Genomic DNA, 19,773 nt, shown 5'->3' with positions numbered 1-19,773 from the left:
CGAGCCGTAATGTCAGCGGCATGTCCTCGAAAGCGCTGGCCCGGCTGTGGTTCGGGGTGACCGCGGTCGTCGTGCTGGCCGCGCTCGTGATCCAGATCGTCGCGCTGGTGGCCCCGCAGGGTCGGTACGCCAGCTTCGGCGGGCGGGTGGCGAACCTGTTCACCTACTTCACGATCCTCTCGAACGTGCTCGTCCTCGTCACCAGCGCGGCTTTCGCCCGCGGGCGCGGCCGCTCCCGGCTGATGCGCGTGCTGTGGCTCGACGCGCTGGTCGGGATCGTGGTCACCGGCGTGGTCTACCAGGTCGCGCTCGCCGGGCTGTACGAGCTGCACGGGCTCGGCCTCGCCGCGGACATCCTGCTGCACCGCGTCAGCCCGGTGCTGTGCGTGCTCGGCTGGCTGATCTTCGCTCCACGCGTGCTGGAATGGCGCACGGTCTGGTGGTCGCTCGTCTACCCCTTGGTGTGGCTGGTTTTCACGCTCGTCCGCGGTGCAATCGACGGCTACTACCCGTACCCGTTCGTCAACGCCGACCACCTCGGCTACGGACAGGTCGCGCTGAACTGCCTGCTCATCGGCGTCTTCTTCATCGTGCTCGCCAGCGGAGCGCAGGTCGCCGACCGGCGGCTCACGCGCGCACCCGGCGAAACGCGTTCAGCGGATCGCTGAGCCCGGCCTGAGCGAGCGCCCGCCACGCGCCGCGCTTCAGGTCGACCGGTTTGCCCGCGGCGACGCGGTGCATCTGCTGCGTGTGCCACTGAATCTCGAGCAAGCTGTCGGCGAGCCGGATTCCCGTGTGCGGGCACCGCCGTTCGGCCCGGACGTCCTCGCCCGCGAGCAGCCGCCCCGGCAGCGCAGGGTCCACCGTGAACGGACGGCCGATGCCGATCACGTCCAGCGCACCGGATTCCAGCGCCTCCGCCATCCCCGCCGCCGTCGTGAACCCGCCGGTGACCATCAGCGCGACGTCGCTGATCTGCCGCGCTTTCGCCGCGTAGTCCAGGAAATACGCTTCCCGCCGCTGCGTGCTCGCCCGGCCGGATCCCATCATCACGGCTCGCTCGTACGTGCCGCCGGAAATCTCCAGCAGATCGATCCCGGCCTCGCCCAGCGCGCGAACCACCTGCAGCGACTCGTCCTCGTCGAACCCGCCGCGCTGGAAGTCAGCGCTGTTGAGCTTCACCGAAACCGGCACGCGATCCCCCACCGCACCCCGGACGGCGCGCACCACCTCAAGCAGGAACCGGCTGCGGTCGCGCCCCCACTCGTCGTCGCGCCGATTCACCAACGGAGACAAGAACTGCGAGATCAGATACCCGTGCGCGCCGTGGATCTGGATCCCGGCGAACCCAGCGTCGACGAACGTCCGCGCCGATAACGCGAACCTCGCCACCACCGCTTCGATCTCGTCCCCGGTCAACGCCCGCGGCGTCGCGAACGCCGTCCGCACCCCTCGATCGCCAAACGGCACCGCCGACGGTGCGACCGGCTGCCGGGACAAGTACCGCGGGCTCTGCCGACCGGGATGGTTGAGCTGCACCCACAACTGCGCGTCCGTGCCGTCCACGGACCGCGCCCACGACCGGTACGCCGCCGGATCTGGCACGGCAGGCATCGCGACGTTGCGCGGTTCGCCGAGCGCGGTGGGATCGACCATCACGTTGCCGGTCACCAGCAGGCCAGCACCCCCGCGCGCCCAGGTCCGGTACAGCCGCGCGAGTTCGGCAGACGGCGCGTTCCGACGGTCGCCAAGCTGCTCGCTGAGCGCCGACTTCGCGAGGCGATGCGGCAACACGGCCCCGCACTGCAGTTTGAGCGGTTCGGCGAGCAGATCCCGGGGATCGGTCATGTGCAGTCCCGTCGTCGCGGCTAACTTACCGTGAGTAAGAATACTCGAAAGTAAGTACCGGCGGTATGCCTCGCGGGCCACTAGGGTCTGCGGCATGACGGCGATAGTGCAGAACCTGGTCACGTCGGGCGTGTTCGAGCTCGACGGCGGCAGCTGGTACGTGGACAACAACGTCTGGATAGTCGGCGACGGCTCCGAGGTGATCGTGATCGACGCCGCGCACGACGCGGACGCGATCGCGGACGTAGTCGGAGACCGCACGGTCCGCGCGATTGTCTGCACCCACGCGCACAATGACCACGTCAACGCCGCCCCCGCGCTGGCCGACCGCACCGGCGCGCCGATCCTGCTGCACCCGGCCGACCGCGTCGTCTGGGACCTGACTCACCCGGACCGCGCCCCCGACGGCGACCTGGCCGACGGACAGGTCCTCACCGTCGCCGGCACCGACCTCACCGTGCTGCACACGCCCGGCCACGCGCCCGGCGCGATCTGCCTGCACAGCCCCGACCTGGAAGTCCTCTTCACGGGAGACACCCTGTTCAACGGCGGCCCCGGCGCGACCGGCCGCTCGTACTCCGACTACCCGACCATCGTGCAATCCATCCGCGACCGCCTCTTCCCCCTCCCCGACGCGACGATCGTCCGCACCGGCCACGGCGAAGCGACGACGATCGGCAAGGAAAAAGCCGCGTCGGCCGACTGGCCCGCCGCCTGACCCGCCCCGAACCTCGCCAGGGCGAGTCGGCACCGTTGCCGGCCCGCCCGGCGAGGTCCGGATTCGGGTTGCCAGGCCGGTCCGCAAGCGCTTGCGGGTGACTAGACCAGCTAGTTCGCCGCTCGATGCCCGACCCGCGCCGCCGAGACTTCGAGACCATCCGCACCGCATAAGCCGAGCGCCTGGCAACCCACCGAAACCACTCGGCGCAGGCAAGAACTCAGCAAGATCGGGAACCCCGCAGCCCAGAAACCCCTATCGGGCCAGCCGAGGAACCTCCGGCATCACCCGAGCCCGTTCCCGGGCCTCCGCCGCAAGCGCTTGCGCCCACCGTTCCAACCCGGCCACGTCCACCCCGTGTGGCGGCTTCTCCCGGAACGGCGCGATGTTCTCCGCGCCCCGCTCCAGCAGGGCGACCGCTCCGTTGCCGTTCCCGCGCAACGCGTGCGTCAGCCCCACCGCCAGCTGGGCCAGGCCGCGCCACAGCTCCCGTTCGGGCCCGTCTGTCGCCTTCCACGCGTCTTCGAAGACCTCGTGGGCGTGGAACGGGCGGCCGGCGTCCAGCAGGTCCTGCGCTTCCGCCAGGGTCTCCTCCGGGGTCCGCTGCACGCCCTCGGGCTGGCGCGGCACGCCGTCGGCGCCATAGGGCAGCGGGCGGCCCAGACCATCACGCGGGCGGGCGTTGCGGGCCCGCCCCTGGTCGTCGCGATCACGGCTGTCCACCTGGCCATTGTTCCACGGGCCACGCCGGGTTAGCGTCCCGCGCGCAAGCCACGTAGCCTGGTGACTCGTGCGCTTTCTGGATGGGCACGTGCCCGCTCACGACCTGACCTACGACGACGTGTTCCTGCTGCCGAACCGTTCGGACGTGGAATCCCGCTTCGGCGTCGACTTGTCCACTGTGGACGGCACCGGCGCGACGATCCCGTTGGTGGTGGCCAACATGACGGCCGTCGCCGGGCGGCGGATGGCCGAGACGGTGGCTCGCCGCGGCGGGCTCGTCGTGCTTCCGCAGGACGTCGACACGGCCGCGGTGGCCGAAATCGTCTCCTGGGTGAAGTCCCGCCACGTCGTCTGGGACACGCCGCTGGTCCTCACCGGCGGCGACGCGGTGGCCGATGCCCTCAACCTCGTGCACAAGCGAGCACACGGCGCGGTCGTCATCGTCGACGGTGACGGCAAGCCGGTCGGCGTCGTGGACGAGGCCGCCTGCGCCGGCGTGGACCGTTTCGCGCGGCTGGCCGACGTCGCCGAGCCCGCCGTCGTCGCCGTGCCGCTGGACACGCCGCCGCGCGAGGTCTTCGAGCTCCTGCACAGCCACGGCGGACGGCTCGCTCTCGGTCTCGACGCCGACGGTCGCCTCGCCGGCGTCCTGACCGCGGTGGGCGCGCTGCGCTCGGAGATCTACACCCCGGCCGCCGACGCGCAGGGCAAGCTGCGGGTCGCGGCCGCGATCGGCGTGAACGGCGACGTCGCGGCGAAGGCCGAAGCGGTGCTGGCCGCGGGCGTCGACACGCTGGTCGTCGACACCGCGCACGGGCACCAGGAAAAGATGATCGCCGCGCTCAAGGCGGTCCGTTCGGTGTCGCCGAAGGTGCCGGTCGTCGCGGGCAACGTCGTGACCGCCGAAGGCACCCGCGACCTCATCCACGCGGGCGCGGACGTCATCAAGGTCGGCGTCGGGCCCGGCGCGATGTGCACCACGCGGATGATGACCGGCGTCGGCCGACCGCAGTTCTCCGCGGTCGCGGAATGCGCTGCCGCCGCCCGTGAACTGGGCAAACACGTGTGGGCGGACGGTGGCGTCCGGCATCCGCGGGACGTCGCGCTGGCACTGGCCGCGGGCGCGTCGGCGGCGATGGTCGGCTCGTGGTTCGCCGGCACCCACGAATCCCCCGGCGACCTGCGGTACGACGAGCAGGGCCGCCCGTACAAGGAGTCGTTCGGGATGGCGTCGAAGCGCGCCGTCGGAGCCCGCACGCGCACGGACAACGTCTTCGACCGCGCGCGCAAGGCGCTGTTCGAGGAGGGCATCTCCACGTCGCGGATGGCGCTGGACCCGGCGCGACCCGGCGTCGAGGACCTGATCGACTCGATCTGCTCGGGCGTCCGCTCGTCCTGCACGTACGCGGGCGCGCGCACGCTCGAGGAGTTCCACGAGCGCGCGGTCCTGGGCGTGCAGTCGGCGGCCGGTTTCGCTGAGGGACGCCCACTGCCTGCTGGCTGGTGAGACCTGGTGAGTGGCGGCACCGGAGAGAACCGGTGCCGCCGCTCACTACTAGGTCAGCCGTGGTCCTCCAGCATCTCGGTCACCAGCGCCGCGATCGGCGAGCGCTCCGAGCGGGTCAGGGTCACGTGCGCGAACAGCGGGTGCCCCTTCAGCTTCTCGATCACCGCCGAGACGCCGTCGTGCCTGCCGACCCGCAGGTTGTCCCGCTGGGCCACGTCGTGCGTGAGCACCACCCGCGACGCCGAACCCAGCCGTGACAGCACGGTCAGCAGCACGTTGCGCTCCAGCGACTGCGCTTCGTCCACGATCACGAACGTGTCGTGCAACGAGCGGCCCCGGATGTGAGTCAGCGGCAGCACCTCGAGCATCCCGCGGTCGAAGACCTCGTCCAGGACGTCCTGGCTGACCAGCGCGCCGAGCGTGTCGAACACCGCCTGCGCCCAGGGCTGCATTTTCTCGCTCTCGGACCCGGGCAGATAGCCGAGATCCTGGCCGCCGACCGCGTAGACCGGGCGGAACACCACGACCTTGCGGTGCTGCTGGCGTTCCATCACCGCCTCCAGGCCCGCGCACAAGGCGAGCGCCGACTTTCCGGTGCCCGCGCGTCCGCCGAGCGACACGATGCCGACGTCGGAGTCCAGCAGCAGGTCGAGCGCCACGCGCTGCTCAGCCGAGCGGCCGTGCAGGCCGAACGCCTCGCGGTCGCCGCGCACCAGCCGCACCCGCTTGTCCGCCGTGACCCGGCCGAGCGCGCTGGAGCTGCCCGCGAGCAGCCGCAGCCCGGTGTGGCACGGCAGTTCGCCCACCTCGCCGAGGCCGAACTCCGCCGGATCCGCCGAACCGCCCGAGAAGAGCGTGTCGATCAGTTCCTGCGGGGCGTCCACGTCCGCCATGCCCGTCCAGCCCGACGGCGTCACCTCCTGCGCCCGGTACTCGTCCGCGGTGAGCCCGACCGCACCCGCCTTGACCCGCAGCGGGATGTCCTTCGTCACCAAGGTGACCGCCGGACGCTCCGTCGCGAGGTTGAGCGCGCACGCGAGGATGCGGTGGTCGTTCGAGTCGGTGCGGAAGCCCACCGGGAGGACGGACGGATCGGTGTGGTTCAGTTCCACCTGCAGGGTGCCGCCCTGGTCGCCGATCGGGATCGGGGCGTCGAGCCTGCCGTGCTTGAGCCGGAGGTCGTCCAGCAGCCGGAGGGATTCCCTGGCGAACCAGCCCAGTTCGGAGTGGTGGCGCTTGGCCTCCAGTTCGCTGATGACGACCAGCGGGAGAACCACCGCGTGTTCGGCGAACCGGGTGACCGCCCACGGGTCGGAGAGCAGCACCGACGTGTCGAGCACATAAGTGATGCGTGGGGATTCGGGCGAGATCGAGGCTTTCTCCGGCGCTGAAGCACCGGTCGAAGAACGGCCTGAGGCCTTGCGGGGTGAACGCTGCGCAGTCACGACGGCATCTCCCTCGAGGGCGTGTGCACCCCACGCCCGCACTCGCTGGGCCGGGCACCTCCCTGGCTGGGTCCGCACTCCCTGACGCTGGCTGCGTCAGGCGGCACGGCCACGAGGGCCGGGTGCCGGCCCCCTCGTGCATCTCGTGGGCGGCTGAGCCGCCCCCTCGATCAACGCCACGACCAGGGCCTCCCGCGAGGACCCGCACGGAACGCGAGCCCTCTATTCCGGAAGGTACCTACGTCGGCCCGGTCGTGCAGGCAGCCACACAGGTGATTCGCCGATTCGTCATCCCACCGTCGGTCGCCCGAAACAGAGTGTCCACAGTGCTCACTCAGCGTCACGGGGTCCGGCGATCGGGGGGTCACGCGGACGAATGATCTTGGAAAATTAATCACCGAGTGCAGGCAATTCCCAGGTAAAGGGCCTTGTACCACGACGCAGACCGGAATGCATTTCGCGTCCTGGACACTGAACCGGACCGAGTGAACTGGGCCTTCCAGCGCTCACACAATGGGCGTACGCACCATTCGCTAGAGGCCATTCGGGGGTAATTTCCTTACTGCGGGACACACCACCGGAACACTCCGGTGCCCCGAATCCCAGTATCTCTACCTAGGAGTGTGCGAAGTGCTGAAGAAGGCTGGAATTGTCGCCGGTGCGGCCGCGGGCCTGATGATGATCGGCGGGACGGCGTTCGCCTCCCCGGCCGCGACGCAGGGCGCTCCGGACCCGACGTTCGGCGACGCCTACGCCACCTTCATCGAGGGCGGCGGCGCGCTGGGCTACGGTGCCGCTTCGCTGGTCGCCGGTGCCTACACCGGCATCGCCACGACGCCGGCGCTGATCGCCCACTCGATGGAGCACCACCACGGCTGAGCCGTCTTGACGCGAAGGCCCCGGAGCGCGGCTCCGGGGCCTTCGCGGCGTCTTCCGGCCCGGCTGGGTGGGTCCGCCGGGCCGGTTCGCCGCGTCAGGCCCCGAACCGGCGGTGCCGCCAGGCGTAGTCGCGCAGCGCGCGGAGAAAGTCGACGCGCCGGAATGCCGGCCAGTAAGCCTCGGTGAACCAGAATTCCGAATGCGCGGACTGCCAGAGCAGAAATCCGGAAAGCCGCTGTTCACCGGACGTTCGGATAATCAGATCCGGATCCGGTTGACCTGACGTGTACAGATGTTCCGAGATGTGGTCGACATCGAGGATTTTCGCGAGTTCGCGAATCGAAGTGCCCTCGTCGGCGTGCTGCAGGAGAAGTTTGCGGACGGCGTCGGCGATCTCCTGACGGCCCCCGTAGCCGACCGCGATGTTCACCTCCATGCCCGAGTGGTTCTCGGTGCGCGCCGCGGCGGCGGTGAGCTTCTGCGCCACCTCGAGCGGCAGCAGGTCGAGCGCGCCGACGATGCGCAACCGCCACGGCACCTCGGCCCCGGCGAGCTCGTCGGTGACGTCGGTGATGATTTTCAGCAGCGGCGTGAGCTCGTCCGGATCGCGGTTGAGGTTGTCGGTGGAGAGCAGCCACATCGTCACGACCTCGACCTCGGCCTCCTGGCACCAGCTGAGGAAGTCGGCGATCTTCTTGGCCCCGGCGCGATGCCCGTCGGCCACGTCGGCGAACCCGGCCTCGCGAGCCCAGCGGCGATTGCCGTCTAGCATGATCGCGATATGCCGAGGATGACGGCCGGCGGACTGCTGGATCAGCCGGCGGCTGTAGATGCTGTAGACGACGTCGGACATGAAGGACCGGAGGCTCACGTCGCCCGAGCGTACGCACCCTCGAATCAGGGGTGTGACGCGCCACGGGGGCTGGCGAAAAACCTACGGTTCCGTAACCTTGGGACGGTGAGCGTGACGATCGAGCCCCCAGCCCTCCCCGAGGACACCCGCCCCCGGCTGCGCGGCCATATCCACTTCTGGTCGTTCTTCGGCGCGGTGGCCGCGGCCGCCACGCTGATCAGCCTCGCCGCGTCGACGGTTTCGCCGGTCGCCGCGCTGGCGACGTCCGTGTACGGCCTCACCGTGCTGGGCGTGTTCGGCGTGAGCGCGCTGTATCACCGCAGGCTGTGGAGCCCGCGCGCGTACAAGTGGATGAAGCGCGCCGACCACTCGATGATCTTCCTCTTCATCGCCGGCACCTACACGCCGTTCACCCTGCTGGCCATGTCGAAGCCGACCGGATACATCGTTCTGGGCATCGTCTGGGGCGGCGCGGTCCTCGGTGTGGCGATGAAGATGCTGTGGCCGCACGCACCGCGCTGGCTGGGAGTGCCGATCTACATCGCACTCGGGTGGGTCGCGGTGTTCGTCCTGCCGGAACTGCTGAGCCACGCCGGAGTCGCGGCTTTGGTGCTGCTGTGCGTGGGCGGCCTGTTTTACACGGTCGGGGCGGTTTTTTACGCGGTGAAGTGGCCGAACCACTGGCCGGAGACGTTCGGATACCACGAGTTCTTCCACGCGTGCACGGTGCTGGCCGCGGTTTCGCATTACATAGCGATCTGGTTGGCCATGTACGCCTAGCTGCGGTTTTACCCTCTCAGGCCGTGCCCAGGCCGTCATGCGGCCTGGGCACGGCCTGAGTCGTTTTGTGCAGGCTCAGCCGTTCAGCATCGGGGCTGCCAGGAACTGCTCCGGTACCGCGAACCCGTCCACCAGCGTCCGCGCGTGTGGGCGCAACGCACCGCACAGTGCGTTGACCGCCGCGGTCACTGCCTTCGAGCGGGTTGCGGAGATCCGACCGTGTTCCAGGAACCATGCGCGGTCCGCTTCGATCGTCGACAGGGCGTACAGGTCGCACACGCGGTCCAGCAGCACCTTCGCGTCCGGGTCGCTGCAGGTGTCCAAAGCCCGGGCGAAGGCGTCGAGAATCACCCTGTCCACGTGTACGCGGCCAGCGAGCAGCACATGATCCTGTACGGAGTTGAAGACACCGAAGGGATCCGAAGCAGCACGGCGAAGTCGGTTGGCCACGCCGCTCAGTACGTGCTCTTCGCGGTCCTCGAAGAGACGCTGTTGCCACTCGCGGTCGAAGAGCACCGAAGCGTCGTCGGACTCGGTGAGGCGTTCCAGGAACCGCCACGCGGCTGAGCGTTCCATGACGGTGTCCACCAGCTGTTCGGCGACGAAGCGGGCGGTCGCCAGGGGGCTGAGGTCCTCGAAGTGTTCCTTGTACTGCGTCAGCAAGCCCTTCGCGACCAGCTGCAACAGCACCGTGTTGTCGCCTTCGAAGGTGGTGAAGACGTCCGTGTCAGCTTTCAAACCGGCCAGCAGGTTCTCCGACAGATATCCGCTGCCACCGCACGCTTCGCGGGCCGTTTGGATGGTCGAGGTCGCGTGCCAGGTGTTCAACGCCTTCAGGCCCGCGGCGCGGGATTCGAGCTCGCGCTGTTCTTCTTCCGGCGCGTCGGGAGCGATGTCATGCAGTGCGGCAACCAGTTCCTCCTGCGCGAAGTGCAGAGCGTAGGTCTTCGCCAGCGCGAGCAGCAGTTTCCGCTGGTGTCCCAGGTAATCGAGGATGACTACCTCGTCGCCTTCCGGACGCTGGAACTGCCGCCGCTGATCGCCGTACCGAACCGCCAGCGTCAGTGCTCGCTGGGTGGCGGATCCGGCACTGCCGCCGACACTCACGCGGCCGCGGATGAGCGTGCCCAGCATCGTGAAGAACCGGCGGCCGTCGCTTTCGATCGGGCTCGTGTAGGTGCCGTCCTCGGCTACGTCGCCGAATCGATTCAGCAGCGCTTCCCTCGGCACGCGGACCTGATCGAAGGTCAATCGTCCGTTGTCGACGCCGTTCAGACCAGCCTTGAGGCCGCAGTCCGCGATGGTGACGCCGGGGGCCGGAGCTCCCGAATCGTCGCGGATCGGGACCAGGAACGCGTGTACGCCACGGGATTCGCCGCCGGTGATCAGCTGCGCGAAAACCACCGCGAGTTGTCCGTCGCGGGCGGCGTTGCCGATGTATTCCTTGGTGGCGCCGGGATCCGGACTGTGCACGACAAATTCGTGCGTCGAAGGGTCGTAGGTCGCGGTGGTGCGCAGGTGCTGGACGTCGGAGCCGTGGCCGTGCTCGGTCATCGCGAAGCAGCCGAGCAGGTCCAGATTGATGATGCGGCGCAAGTACTTCTCATGGTGCGCCGAAGTTCCCAGCAGCTGCACCGCACCGCCGAACAGGCCCCACTGCACCCCGGCCTTGACCATCAGCGACAGGTCGCCGTAGCCGAGCATCTCGAACGACATCACCGACCCGCCGACGTCGCTCAGCCCGCCGTACGCGGCGTCGAAGCCCAGGGCGGGACGGTCTGTCTCGGCGAGTTTCCGCAGCTGGTCCAGCACCTGGACGCGGTGCGCCTCGACGTCGAGACCGGTCGTGTCCCGGAACGTCTCCGCGCTCATCTGCGCGCGCACGTCGCGCTTCAGGCCGGCCCAGCGTCCGTCGAGGACTGCGGTCAGCGCGTCCGGATCCACTTTGTCGGGCACAGCAGGGACGTCCACGGTTCCTCCGATACAGCAGGCTGCCACCAGCCTGCCGCAGCGGAGGAAGTCCCGCAGCTCAGCCCAAATCGGGCCCCTTGGACCGCAGGTCGTCGACCTTGGTCATCGCCTCGCGCAGTTCAGTCAGCCACGTGTCCGCGTGCTCGCCGACCAGCCGCACCGCCCAGGCCAGCGCCTCGGACCGCGACCGCGCGACGCCGGCGTCCACGAGCGTGTCGAGAACCAGCCGTTCGGGCTGCCGCAGCCGGGTCATCACCGGCACGGAAAGCGTCGTGAAATGCACCGTCGTGCCGCCCAGCTTCGCGCCCCACGCCACCTTGCGCTGGTAGCGATGCTCGGCCTGCCGGGCGATCTCGATCCGCTCGTCGCGGGTTTCCTCGCGGAACCGGCTGATCCGCCCGTCTTCAGCGGCCGCGCGGGCCGCTTCGTCGGCGTAATCGCCGGTCAGCGCGGGCAGCTCGCCGACGACCAGGATCTCTTCGCGGTCGACGGTGATCTCCGGGTCGCCGGTGAACCAGCCGTCCGGGAGCCGTCCGCCGAACCACGCCGCGGCGTCGTCCGCCGACGGAGCCTCGGCCTGCTGCCAGCCCCGGCCTTTCCAACCTCGCCCCATGACGTCCACCGTCCTTGATTACATAATTACGTCACTACTGAAGCTACGCCCATTTCATCTAGGCGGGTAGCGCGTTCACCAGGGGCGGAATTCGTCAGAGCTGGGCGATGAGCTGGTCCGCCGCGGTCACCGGGCGTTCGCAGACATAGCCGCGGCAGACGTACGCCGCCGCCTTGCCGTCGACCAACGGCCGGTCGGCCAGCAGCGGGACACCGGGCGCGTCCGGCTCGCCGCCGAGCACGATGCCACCGCCATGGATGTGCTGCGCAGCGGCGGTCACCAGCTCCGCGCGGTCCGCGCCGACCACCGCGACCTGCACCGGCCCGGACTGCGCCGCTTCCGCCACCGACAGCCAGTGTCCAGCGAACCGCGGCACGCGCGCGGCCAGCAGACCGACGCGACGCAGCGCGAGTTCAGCAGCGTCCCGATAGCGCGCCGCCTGGTCAGGTCCGGCCAGCGCGGAGGCGGCAAGCAATGCACCGGCCAGCGCCGAAGCGCCGGACGGGCTCGCGTTGTCCGTCGGATCGGATGGGCGCTGCACCAGGACTTCGGCGTCGTCAGCGGTGTCGTGATACGCACCCGGCGCGGAGTCCGACGCGAAATGCCTCAGGGCGACGTCCAGCAGCCGGGTCGCTTCGGTGAGCCAGCGAGGCTCGCCGGTGGCTTGATGGAGGGCGAGAAGACCGTCGGCGAGGCAGGCATAGTCCTCCAGCACGCCGACCGGAGCGCCCACCGCGCCGTCGCGCGAGCTGCGGCGGAGCCGTCCGTCCACGATGTGCAGGTCCAGCAGCAGAGAAGCCGCGCCACGGGCGAGTTCGATCCACTGTGGACGCTCCAATGCGACGCCCGCTTCGGCCAGCGCGGAAATCGCGAGACCGTTCCACGCCGCGACCACCTTGTCGTCCCGTCCCGGCTGCGGACGCTCGGCCCGCGCTTCGAGCAACGCCTGCCGGACGCGCTCGAAGCGGTCGAAGTCGTCTGGATCTGTCCGCATTTGGAGAGTCGACGCGCCTTCTTCAAACGTGCCCTCTTCGGTGACGCTGAACAGCTCAGCCGCCCATGGGCCGTCCTCGCCGAGAACCTCGTTGAGCTGCGCGGGAGTCCACACGTAGGTCAACCCCTCGACGCCTTCGGTGTCCGCGTCGAGTGAAGCCGCGAAACCTCCTTGTGGCGTAAGAAGATCCTGCTCGAGGAACCGGACGATCCCTTCCGCCACCCGCCGTGCCGACGTCGAGCCGCGACGCGCGAGATGCGCGTACACTCGAAGCAGCAACGCGTTGTCATACAACATTTTCTCGAAGTGGGGAACGATCCACTCCGCGTCCACGGAGTAGCGCGCGAACCCGCCGCCCAGCTGGTCGTGAATGCCGCCGCGCGCCATCGCGTCCGCTGCGGACTCGGCGAGCGCGTGCGCCTGCGCCGATCCCGTGCGCTCGTGGTGGCGCAGCAGGAACTCCAGCACCATGGACGGCGGAAACTTCGGCGCGCCACCGAAACCGCCGTGCACGGAGTCTGCCTCCTGCGCGAGTTTCGACACCGCTTCCGCCAAAGCGCGGGCGTCGACGGCGGCCTCCTTCAGCGGACCGCTCTGCTCGGCCAGATGCCCGACGATCTGTTTCGCACCCTCGCGCAGATCGTCCGGCCGCTCCTCCCACGCCTCCGCGACCGCCACCAGCAGTTGCGTGAACGACGGAATCCCAGGCCGCGGCGCGGGCGGATAGTAAGTGCCGCAATGGAATGGCTCCCCCTCGGGCGTGAGGAAGCACGTCATCGGCCAGCCGCCCTGGCCGGTCATGGCCTGCGTGGCGGCCATGTAGACGGCGTCGATGTCCGGCCGCTCCTCGCGGTCGACCTTGATGTTGACGAAGTGCGCGTTCATCAGCGCCGCGGTGCCTTCGTGCTCGAAGGATTCGTGCGCCATGACGTGGCACCAATGGCAGGCGGCGTACCCGACGGACAACAGGATCGGCACCCCGCGCCGGTGCGCCTCGGCCAGCGCTTCCGGCCCCCATTCCCACCAATCGACCGGGTTGCCGGCGTGCTGCAGGAGGTACGGAGACGTCGCTTCGGCGAGGCGGTTCGACATGGTGCCGAGTGTGCCTCATTCCGGCAGCCGACACCGAAGACGGCCGACCGCCGGTAACGCCGCGCAACGCGACCGGAAGATGCCTAGCGCGCGAGACCTCGGCTCGCCCGCACCGACCCGCTGAAGGAATGCTGAGAAATCCGACCATTGTCCTTGGCTGCACGGCAGGAAGATCGCTACAGTCCGCTTCCATGAGGCGATCCGGTGGTGCTGGCCCCTTGAAAAATCTTCCTGCGCTCATATTCATCGGATGTCTTGGTTTGTCGGGTTGCAGCGCCCATGCGGCATCCACGGCACCGGACTGGATCAGCTTCGCCAACGGCCGCCTCGCTTACGGCACCGATGCGCAGGGCAACCGGATCCCCGACTTCTCCCGCGTCGGCTACCGCAACGGCGACGCTCCGCCGCCTGAACTGCCGGTCGCGACGACCGTCGGGCCGCAGCTGTCCGGCGACGACACCGCGCGCATTCAGCAGGCCATCGACCAGGTGGCGAACAGCGGCAAACCCGGTGCGGTGCAACTGGCGGCGGGCGACTACCGGCTCGAAGGCACGCTGCGGATCAGCACCAGCAACGTCGAGCTGCGCGGCGCGGGCAGCGGAGCGCACGGGACCAGGCTGGTCGCGGCGGGGAAACTGCACACGCTGGTCACGATCGCCGGAACCGGCTCGCGCGTCTCCGCCGGTTCGCCGGTCCCGGTCGCCAGCGGGTACGTCCCGGTCGGCGCGGATCAGCTGGACGTGAGCGATGCCTCGGCCCTGCACGTCGGCGACCACGTCATCGTGCAGCGTCCGCAGGAACAGGCGTGGATTCACGCGATCGGCATGGACCAGATCCCGCCCCGGCCGGACGGCACGCCGAGCAAGCAGTGGACGCCGAACGCCGGCCTGCAGTTCGACCGGACGATCACCGCCGTCAACGGCAAAACGGTGCGCTTCGACGTGCCGCTCACCAACGCGCTGGAAAGCCAGTACACCCACGCCACCGTCACGCGCTATTCGTATCCCGGCCGGATCAGCGGTTCCGGCCTCGCGCACCTGTCCGCGGACGGCTCCGAGTTCGAACAGGATCCCGCCTGGCACAACGACGGTTTCTTCACATCCCAGCTGGTCTCCGTGGACGCCGCCGAGGACAGCTGGGTGAACGACGTGGTCGCGGACCATTTCGGCTCGGCCTTCGGGACCGGAGAGAACGCGCTCCGGATCAGCCTGCTGAACACCTCGTCCCTCGACGAATCCGTGCCCCAGGACATCCACGACCAGCCGGCCGCCTACACCATCAGCGGCCAGGAAACCCTGGTGCGGCAATGCGTGGTCACCGGCAGCAACGTGCACGCCTGGATCACGCAGGCGAGGGTGCCCGGCCCCAACGTCATCAGCCATTGCACCGCGACCAACACCGGCTCCCGGATCCTCGACGCCGGCCCGCACCAGCGCTGGGCCAGCGGCACTCTGTACGACGACCTCACGGTGAGCCCGCCGTCCGGTCATCTTCAGCTTTCCGACCGGCAGTGGATGGGCAGCGGCCAGGGCTGGGCGGGCGCGAATTCGGTGCTGTGGAACTGCGGCACCGGCTCGTATCTCGTGGAAAACCCGCCGACCGCGCACAACTGGGCCCTCGGGTGCACGGGAACGCAGAGCAAGCCGCCGGCAGGCCATCGGACCGGCGAGATCGTCTCGCCCGGCAAGCATCTGCCGCCGGAAAGCCTTTACGACGAGCAACTTGCTGAACGGCGCTGACCCGTTCTGTCCCTGTCAGCGGCTTAAGACATTCGAGTGATACTTGCCGTTGACACCAGGACAGTCGCCCTGCTCAAGTCGGTAAAACGCGAACTCCCCTGCGAGTTGCAGTTAGCAAATGCAGACAGGCTTAATCGCGGCGACTAGAGTAACTACCCGGCTCCACAGGGTGACGAACCACACCTGGGCCCAGCGGACCCGGGACGGTCTACGCACGGGGAGGCGTACATCGTGGCCGACAATCAGCAGTCCAGCCTGCCTCCGGTTCGGAGATACGGCGGCGCGTCGATCGAGACGATCGCGATCGCGCCGTTGCTGGGCGACGGGTACTCGTACGACAAAGCGACGCTGAAAGAAATCGCGGAAACCTACGAAAGCCTCGCCGACAATTTTCGCCTGGACCAAGTCCGCGCACGCATCATCGCGCAAACCGGGTCACCCGGCCTGGATTTTTCGAGCGTCGGCAACGCGACCGCGTTCCAAGGTTCCGGACGAGCACTGCTCAAGTCGCTGGAGCAATGCGAGCAGTACTGCCGAGACCAGGCCGCGCAATACCGCACCGCGCTCACAAAATACTCGGCCGCGGAGGACACGCACTCGGCCGACCTCCACCGTGCCGGGGGAAGTCTGTGAGACGCGCGCTCACGCTCGCCGCGCTCGGCCTGTGCGCGCTCGCCGGCTGTTCCAGCACGACAACCGGCCGCGCCAGCCCGAGCGAGCAGGCCGGCCGGCCAGCCTCCTCAGCACCGAACAGTCCCGCGGCCGAAGAAGTGCCCGGCCCTGGCGTGCCGAAAGTGCCGAGCCCGCTCGATGCCACCCGCTTGAAGCAGAATCCCTGCGAATCCTTGACCTCGGCTCAGATCACCGACCTCCTCGGCGACAATCCGCGCGTCAAACCGGAGCCGCACGGCGCGGGCGGGCCGGGATGCGGCTGGTTCGCCCAGGCGCAGGTGGCGGTCGTGTTCCCGGACATCAACAACCTCGGCCTGACGTCGTTCTATCGCGCCAAGGACCGGATCTACCGGTTCTTCCTGGCCCTGGCCCCGGTCGACGGGTATCCCGCCGTGGCCTACGGCGAAGACGACAATCGGGCCAGTCGCGGCGAATGCGATATCGCGGTGGGAATCAGCGACCGCGAAACGGTAGTCGTGTCGATCAGGCAGTCGCCGGCGCATCAAGGCGAGAAGGACCCGTGCGATTCCGCCCGGGACGTCGCACAGAAAGTACTCGGCAATCTGCGAGGAGGACACTGATGGCCGATCAGTCGATGACCCCCGCGGAGATTTACCACCAGGTCACCGGCGGGCAAGGCATGGAATCCCTGGCAGCGACTCAGAAATGCGCGAAGGACCTCAGCGCGCGGCTGATTGACCGGGTCGACGAAATCGCCCGGCTCGTGAAGAAGGTGCGCGCGGGCTGGCATGGCGTCTCCGCTGAGGCGGCCGCGAATTCGGCTTCCCCGCTGATGGCTGCCGCAGCGGATCACAGCGCGAACCTTGTGTTCGCCCAGACCGCGGCGGACGCGCAAATGTCCGCCTTCCAGACCGTCAAGAACACGGTGAAACCGATCGGCGACCGACCGGAAATCACCGCGCAAGACGTGTACGACCTGCTCAACGGAAAGCCTGGCTACTTCGCCCGACTTGACCAGTGGCAGGCCGACGCCCAGCACAATATCGATGCCTACACCTGCTATCACTCCACGACGAGGACGAACTCCGACCGGATTCCGGCGCGTTACGCCGAGCTGAGCGGCACTGATGCGTCGGTCCGACTCGCGAGTACCAGCGCTCCGCGGAAACCGGTCGCGGGTCCGGGCGGGGCGAGCGGCAAACCGCCCGACGGCCGCCAACCTGGCGTGGTCGAGCCGCCTCCTGGTGCAGCGAGACCGGTCGGCCCGGTTCCCGAACCACGGGAGCCAAGGCCAGGGACAGGCAGCCACGAAGAGAAGCATCCCGGCAGCCGCGCGCCTGACGCGACGGAGAGCAGACCCTCAACGGTGCTGTCCGAACCGGCCGCGCGACCGGATTCGACGGGCACCAGTTCGTACCGCCCCAGCTCACCCGTATTGCCGCCCGGATATCAATTCGGTCCGTCCGGCCAGCCGACCAACCCTCTCGGCACCAGTGTTTTCGAGCCGGGACCAGGCGGGCTCAACGGCACCAACGGCGGTCTTGGCGCGGGAAACCGGTTCGGAGCCCGGGGCCCCGGCGAACAGATGCCAGCACGCGGCGGCCGCGCCGGCAGTCCAGGCGCGGCGGGGAAACCCGGAAGCATGCTCGGCGGCGGAATTCCCGGCAAGAGCAAGGAAAACGACAAGGAGAAAACCGCTCCGCCTTATCTCCGGGAGACCGATCCGGACGTGTTCGGCGGGAGCGACCTCAAACCAACGCCGCCGGTGATCGGGGACCGGCCGGCCCGCTAGGCCGTCGGGCGGATCAGCGGTGCGCGCGACCGAGCTCTCCCTCGACGCCCTCCTCGGAGCGCTCCGGGAAGCCGGGTTCGACGAGCCGCATCCGGTGTTCTCGGGTCGGCTCCGGTTCACGCCCGACGACCGGCGGCTCGACGAAGATGTCCGCGCCGAGCTGGCCTGGCTGGGCCTGACCGAGCACGGACGGTTCGTCGACGAATTCGAGGACATTCTCTACGCGCTGGGCCGCGCCGACACCGAATACGTCGCCCACGTCGAGAACCAGGACGTCCGCTACGGCGTGCTGGTCGCCGTCCGGGGCCGGACCGGCGTCAAGGCGCTGTGTTCCGGCGACCGGGTGCGGCTGAAGGTGCTCGACGGAGCCCGTACCCCGGCCGGTGCGCTGGTCGCGAGCCTGCCGCGGTACCGGCCAGCCCGGCTGACCGCCTTCTCCCTGCCTCAGGAGGACTTCCGGGAGGACCTCGCCGACAACCGCGGCCCGGCCGCCCGCGCGGTCGACGCCCTGTTCCAGCAGACCTGGTTCGGCGTCGGCGAGATGACCGTCGTCGTGCGCGAACGGGCCCGGCCAGGGCGCGCGGAAGCCGGACCGCTGAGCTATCTCGACCTCACCGACGGCCGCGTCGCGTTCGAGGTTTCCGGGCCCGAGGGAAACCGGTACCTCACAGTGCTGCCCGGCGAGGACAGCCTGCTCACGGACAAGCTCGCTGCCCTCCGCGACGGGCTGGCTCGCTAGCCCACGCGGTCACCGTCGCCGGAGGTCAGTCGCTCTTCTTGGCCGCCGCCGCGTCCGGTTTCTTCTCCGCGGCCGACGCCTCCGGCGCGGTCTCCGACCCGGCTTCGGCAGTCGGCTCGGAACCAGCCTCAGCGCCAGTCTCGGCTCCGGCCTCTTCCTGGTCGAACGTCGGCGGCACCTTCTTCAGGTGCTTGCTCATCGACCGGACCAGGAAGACGACCGCGACCAGGAACAGGATCAGCACCAGCAGGCCGACCGGCGAGGACTTGCCGAAGTCCTCGCCCTGGCCGCCGTTGTCCCCGCTGTCCGGCTGCTGGGCCAGGACCAGCGCCGACGCGGTGAGCGGGACGACCGCGACGGCCGGCACACCGAAACTCATGGGCTCACCTTCTCCTTGATGCCTGCGAACAGATCGTCCTCCGGCAGCGTGCTGTCCACCAGGGAGCGGTTCAGCTCGTACTCCTCAGTGGGCCACACCTCGCGCTGGATCTCCAGCGGAACGGCGAACCAGCGGCTGGTCGGGTCGATCTGCGTGGCGTGCGCCTTCAGCGCCTCGTCGCGCACCTCGAAGTATTCCCCGCACTCGATCCGGGTCGTCACCCGCTCCATGATGTCGGCGCGGTCCGGGTCCCAGGACTTGAGCCACTCCTCGTACGGCGACTTCAGCCCGGCCTCCTTGAGCGCGGTGTCGAACGCCACCATCCTGGCCTTGGAGAACCCGTGCGTGTAGTACAGCTTGAGCGGCTGCCACGGCTCGCCTGCCTGCGGGAACCGCTCCGGATCGCCCGCCGCGTCGAAGGCCGCCATCGACACCTCGTGCGTGCGGATGTGGTCCGGGTGCGGGTACCCGCCGTTCTCGTCGTAGGTCGTCATGACGTGCGGGCGGAACTCGCGGATCACGCGGACCAGCGCCTCGGTGGACTCCTCGAGCGGAACCACCGCGAACGAGCCCTCCGGCACCGGCGGAAGCGGGTCGCCCTCGGGCAGCCCGGAGTCGATGAACCCCAGCCAGCGGTGGCTCACGCCGAGGATCTTCGCCGCGCGCGCCATCTCCTCGCGACGGATCTCGCTCATGTTCGCCAGCACGTCCGGCCGGTCCATGGCGGGGTTCAGAATGCTGCCCGCCTCGCCTCCGGTGCAGGTCACCACCATGACCTCGTGCCCTTCGGCGACGTATTTGGCCATCGTGGCGGCGCCCTTGCTCGACTCGTCGTCGGGATGGGCGTGCACCGCCATCAGGCGCAGTCGCTGCTTGCGGTCTTCTGTTGTCAGCTCGTCGGCTCCCACCATGGTCCGAACGGCCCTTTCCTGTCCTGTTATTCCGTGACACCTGGTTGCGCCGCGGTAAACCGCCCCGGCTCCGCGCCGCCGGAACGGGTCGCGGATACTCGACCAGGGTGGTGCCCCGGACCGGCCGCACTGCCTATTGTCCCCAGGGGTACGACAA

At 69.0% G+C, this 19,773-nt stretch carries 19 protein-coding genes; 10 read left to right on the top strand and 9 right to left on the bottom strand.

Features of this window, described 5'->3' with window-relative positions; genetic code table 11:
* Positions 1 to 20 precede the first annotated feature (20 nt).
* On the top strand, positions 21 to 668 hold the full coding sequence (locus ATK30_RS25695; RefSeq protein ID WP_101437770.1) for a Pr6Pr family membrane protein: 648 nt from the start codon (positions 21 to 23) through the stop codon (positions 666 to 668).
* On the opposite strand, the gene ATK30_RS25690 is transcribed toward ATK30_RS25695, so the two are convergent.
* Positions 628 to 1,848 (bottom strand): NADH:flavin oxidoreductase/NADH oxidase family protein, encoded by a 1,221-nt coding sequence (locus tag ATK30_RS25690; protein WP_101437769.1) that lies wholly within the window; start codon positions 1,846 to 1,848, stop codon positions 628 to 630. The genes ATK30_RS25695 and ATK30_RS25690 overlap by 41 nt on opposite strands.
* A gap of 94 nt (positions 1,849 to 1,942) precedes the next feature.
* On the opposite strand from ATK30_RS25690, the gene ATK30_RS25685 reads away from it, so the two are divergent.
* The gene (locus ATK30_RS25685; RefSeq protein ID WP_101437768.1) at positions 1,943 to 2,566 is read left to right on the top strand and encodes an MBL fold metallo-hydrolase; all 624 of its coding nucleotides are present in this window, start codon (positions 1,943 to 1,945) and stop codon (positions 2,564 to 2,566) included.
* Positions 2,567 to 2,821: 255 nt separating this feature from the next.
* Here ATK30_RS25685 and ATK30_RS25680 read toward each other — a convergent pair whose 3' ends face one another.
* Positions 2,822 to 3,289 (bottom strand): DUF309 domain-containing protein, encoded by a 468-nt coding sequence (locus ATK30_RS25680; protein ID WP_101437767.1) that lies wholly within the window; start codon positions 3,287 to 3,289, stop codon positions 2,822 to 2,824.
* A gap of 67 nt (positions 3,290 to 3,356) precedes the next feature.
* Here ATK30_RS25680 and guaB1 point away from each other — a divergent pair, with 67 nt between their 5' ends.
* Complete coding sequence (gene guaB1 / locus ATK30_RS25675) at positions 3,357 to 4,796, top strand: GMP reductase (RefSeq protein ID WP_101437766.1); 1,440 nt, start codon at positions 3,357 to 3,359, stop codon at positions 4,794 to 4,796.
* Positions 4,797 to 4,849: 53 nt separating this feature from the next.
* On the opposite strand, the gene ATK30_RS25670 is transcribed toward guaB1, so the two are convergent.
* Positions 4,850 to 6,136 (bottom strand): PhoH family protein, encoded by a 1,287-nt coding sequence (locus ATK30_RS25670; protein ID WP_101437765.1) that lies wholly within the window; start codon positions 6,134 to 6,136, stop codon positions 4,850 to 4,852.
* Between the two features lie 735 nt (positions 6,137 to 6,871).
* On the opposite strand from ATK30_RS25670, the gene ATK30_RS25665 reads away from it, so the two are divergent.
* Positions 6,872 to 7,120 carry a hypothetical protein gene (locus ATK30_RS25665; protein ID WP_101441071.1) on the top strand — a complete coding sequence of 83 codons (249 nt, stop codon included), beginning with the start codon at positions 6,872 to 6,874 and terminating at the stop codon, positions 7,118 to 7,120.
* A gap of 94 nt (positions 7,121 to 7,214) precedes the next feature.
* Here ATK30_RS25665 and ATK30_RS25660 read toward each other — a convergent pair whose 3' ends face one another.
* Positions 7,215 to 7,973 (bottom strand): isoprenyl transferase, encoded by a 759-nt coding sequence (locus tag ATK30_RS25660; protein WP_101441070.1) that lies wholly within the window; start codon positions 7,971 to 7,973, stop codon positions 7,215 to 7,217.
* Positions 7,974 to 8,078: 105 nt separating this feature from the next.
* Between ATK30_RS25660 and trhA the strand changes: the two genes are divergently transcribed.
* On the top strand, positions 8,079 to 8,753 hold the full coding sequence (trhA, locus tag ATK30_RS25655) for a PAQR family membrane homeostasis protein TrhA (RefSeq protein WP_183123907.1): 675 nt from the start codon (positions 8,079 to 8,081) through the stop codon (positions 8,751 to 8,753).
* 75 nt (positions 8,754 to 8,828) lie between these two features.
* Here trhA and ATK30_RS25650 read toward each other — a convergent pair whose 3' ends face one another.
* The 3 genes from ATK30_RS25650 to ATK30_RS25640 all read right to left on the bottom strand — a co-directional run bounded on the left by ATK30_RS25650 (position 8,829) and on the right by ATK30_RS25640 (position 13,423).
* Positions 8,829 to 10,724 (bottom strand): acyl-CoA dehydrogenase family protein, encoded by a 1,896-nt coding sequence (locus ATK30_RS25650; RefSeq protein WP_101437764.1) that lies wholly within the window; start codon positions 10,722 to 10,724, stop codon positions 8,829 to 8,831.
* Between the two features lie 58 nt (positions 10,725 to 10,782).
* Complete coding sequence (locus tag ATK30_RS25645) at positions 10,783 to 11,337, bottom strand: hypothetical protein (protein ID WP_101437763.1); 555 nt, start codon at positions 11,335 to 11,337, stop codon at positions 10,783 to 10,785.
* A 94-nt stretch (positions 11,338 to 11,431) separates the two neighbouring features.
* On the bottom strand, positions 11,432 to 13,423 hold the full coding sequence (locus tag ATK30_RS25640) for a thioredoxin domain-containing protein (protein WP_101437762.1): 1,992 nt from the start codon (positions 13,421 to 13,423) through the stop codon (positions 11,432 to 11,434).
* Positions 13,424 to 13,683: 260 nt separating this feature from the next.
* Between ATK30_RS25640 and ATK30_RS25635 the strand changes: the two genes are divergently transcribed.
* The 5 genes from ATK30_RS25635 (at position 13,684) to ATK30_RS25620 (ending at position 18,326) form a co-directional block, all read left to right on the top strand.
* Positions 13,684 to 15,162 carry a glycoside hydrolase family 55 protein gene (locus ATK30_RS25635; protein WP_244194723.1) on the top strand — a complete coding sequence of 493 codons (1,479 nt, stop codon included), beginning with the start codon at positions 13,684 to 13,686 and terminating at the stop codon, positions 15,160 to 15,162.
* 231 nt (positions 15,163 to 15,393) lie between these two features.
* Positions 15,394 to 15,795 (top strand): hypothetical protein, encoded by a 402-nt coding sequence (locus tag ATK30_RS45105; protein WP_158242500.1) that lies wholly within the window; start codon positions 15,394 to 15,396, stop codon positions 15,793 to 15,795.
* The gene (locus ATK30_RS25630; protein WP_244194722.1) at positions 15,792 to 16,415 is read left to right on the top strand and encodes a DUF3558 domain-containing protein; all 624 of its coding nucleotides are present in this window, start codon (positions 15,792 to 15,794) and stop codon (positions 16,413 to 16,415) included. The genes ATK30_RS45105 and ATK30_RS25630 overlap by 4 nt, the downstream gene beginning before the upstream one ends.
* Entirely contained in the window at positions 16,415 to 17,587 is a 1,173-nt protein-coding gene (locus ATK30_RS25625) for a PPE domain-containing protein (protein WP_101437759.1), read from the top strand. Before ATK30_RS25630 ends, ATK30_RS25625 begins: the two co-directional genes overlap by 1 nt.
* 19 nt (positions 17,588 to 17,606) lie before the next feature.
* The gene (locus tag ATK30_RS25620) at positions 17,607 to 18,326 is read left to right on the top strand and encodes an ESX secretion-associated protein EspG (RefSeq protein ID WP_101437758.1); all 720 of its coding nucleotides are present in this window, start codon (positions 17,607 to 17,609) and stop codon (positions 18,324 to 18,326) included.
* Between the two features lie 25 nt (positions 18,327 to 18,351).
* On the opposite strand, the gene ATK30_RS25615 is transcribed toward ATK30_RS25620, so the two are convergent.
* Positions 18,352 to 18,705 (bottom strand): hypothetical protein, encoded by a 354-nt coding sequence (locus tag ATK30_RS25615; protein ID WP_101437757.1) that lies wholly within the window; start codon positions 18,703 to 18,705, stop codon positions 18,352 to 18,354.
* Positions 18,702 to 19,616, bottom strand: coding sequence for a mycothiol conjugate amidase Mca (gene mca, locus ATK30_RS25610; RefSeq protein ID WP_101437756.1), 915 nt, complete (start codon positions 19,614 to 19,616; stop codon positions 18,702 to 18,704). Before mca ends, ATK30_RS25615 begins: the two co-directional genes overlap by 4 nt.
* Positions 19,617 to 19,773 lie beyond the last annotated feature (157 nt).

Source organism: Amycolatopsis echigonensis, from assembly GCF_002846615.1.
GTDB lineage: Bacteria > Actinomycetota > Actinomycetes > Mycobacteriales > Pseudonocardiaceae > Amycolatopsis > Amycolatopsis echigonensis.
Note: the sequence above shows the minus strand (reverse complement) of the source record. Positions and strands in the feature narration are given on the sequence as shown.

What these genes read in the sequence shown, in the direction of transcription:
- ATK30_RS25695 (WP_101437770.1), top strand. Translation starts at nt 21, where the DNA reads ATGTCCTCGAAAGCGCTGGCCCGGCTGTGGTTCGGGGTGACCGCGGTC.
- ATK30_RS25690 (WP_101437769.1), bottom strand. Translation starts at nt 1,848, where the DNA reads ATGACCGATCCCCGGGATCTGCTCGCCGAACCGCTCAAACTGCAGTGC.
- ATK30_RS25685 (WP_101437768.1), top strand. Translation starts at nt 1,943, where the DNA reads ATGACGGCGATAGTGCAGAACCTGGTCACGTCGGGCGTGTTCGAGCTC.
- ATK30_RS25660 (WP_101441070.1), bottom strand. Translation starts at nt 7,973, where the DNA reads ATGTCCGACGTCGTCTACAGCATCTACAGCCGCCGGCTGATCCAGCAG.
- ATK30_RS25645 (WP_101437763.1), bottom strand. Translation starts at nt 11,337, where the DNA reads ATGGGGCGAGGTTGGAAAGGCCGGGGCTGGCAGCAGGCCGAGGCTCCG.
- ATK30_RS25640 (WP_101437762.1), bottom strand. Translation starts at nt 13,423, where the DNA reads ATGTCGAACCGCCTCGCCGAAGCGACGTCTCCGTACCTCCTGCAGCAC.
- ATK30_RS25625 (WP_101437759.1), top strand. Translation starts at nt 16,415, where the DNA reads ATGGCCGATCAGTCGATGACCCCCGCGGAGATTTACCACCAGGTCACC.
- ATK30_RS25615 (WP_101437757.1), bottom strand. Translation starts at nt 18,705, where the DNA reads ATGAGTTTCGGTGTGCCGGCCGTCGCGGTCGTCCCGCTCACCGCGTCG.
- mca (WP_101437756.1), bottom strand. Translation starts at nt 19,616, where the DNA reads ATGGTGGGAGCCGACGAGCTGACAACAGAAGACCGCAAGCAGCGACTG.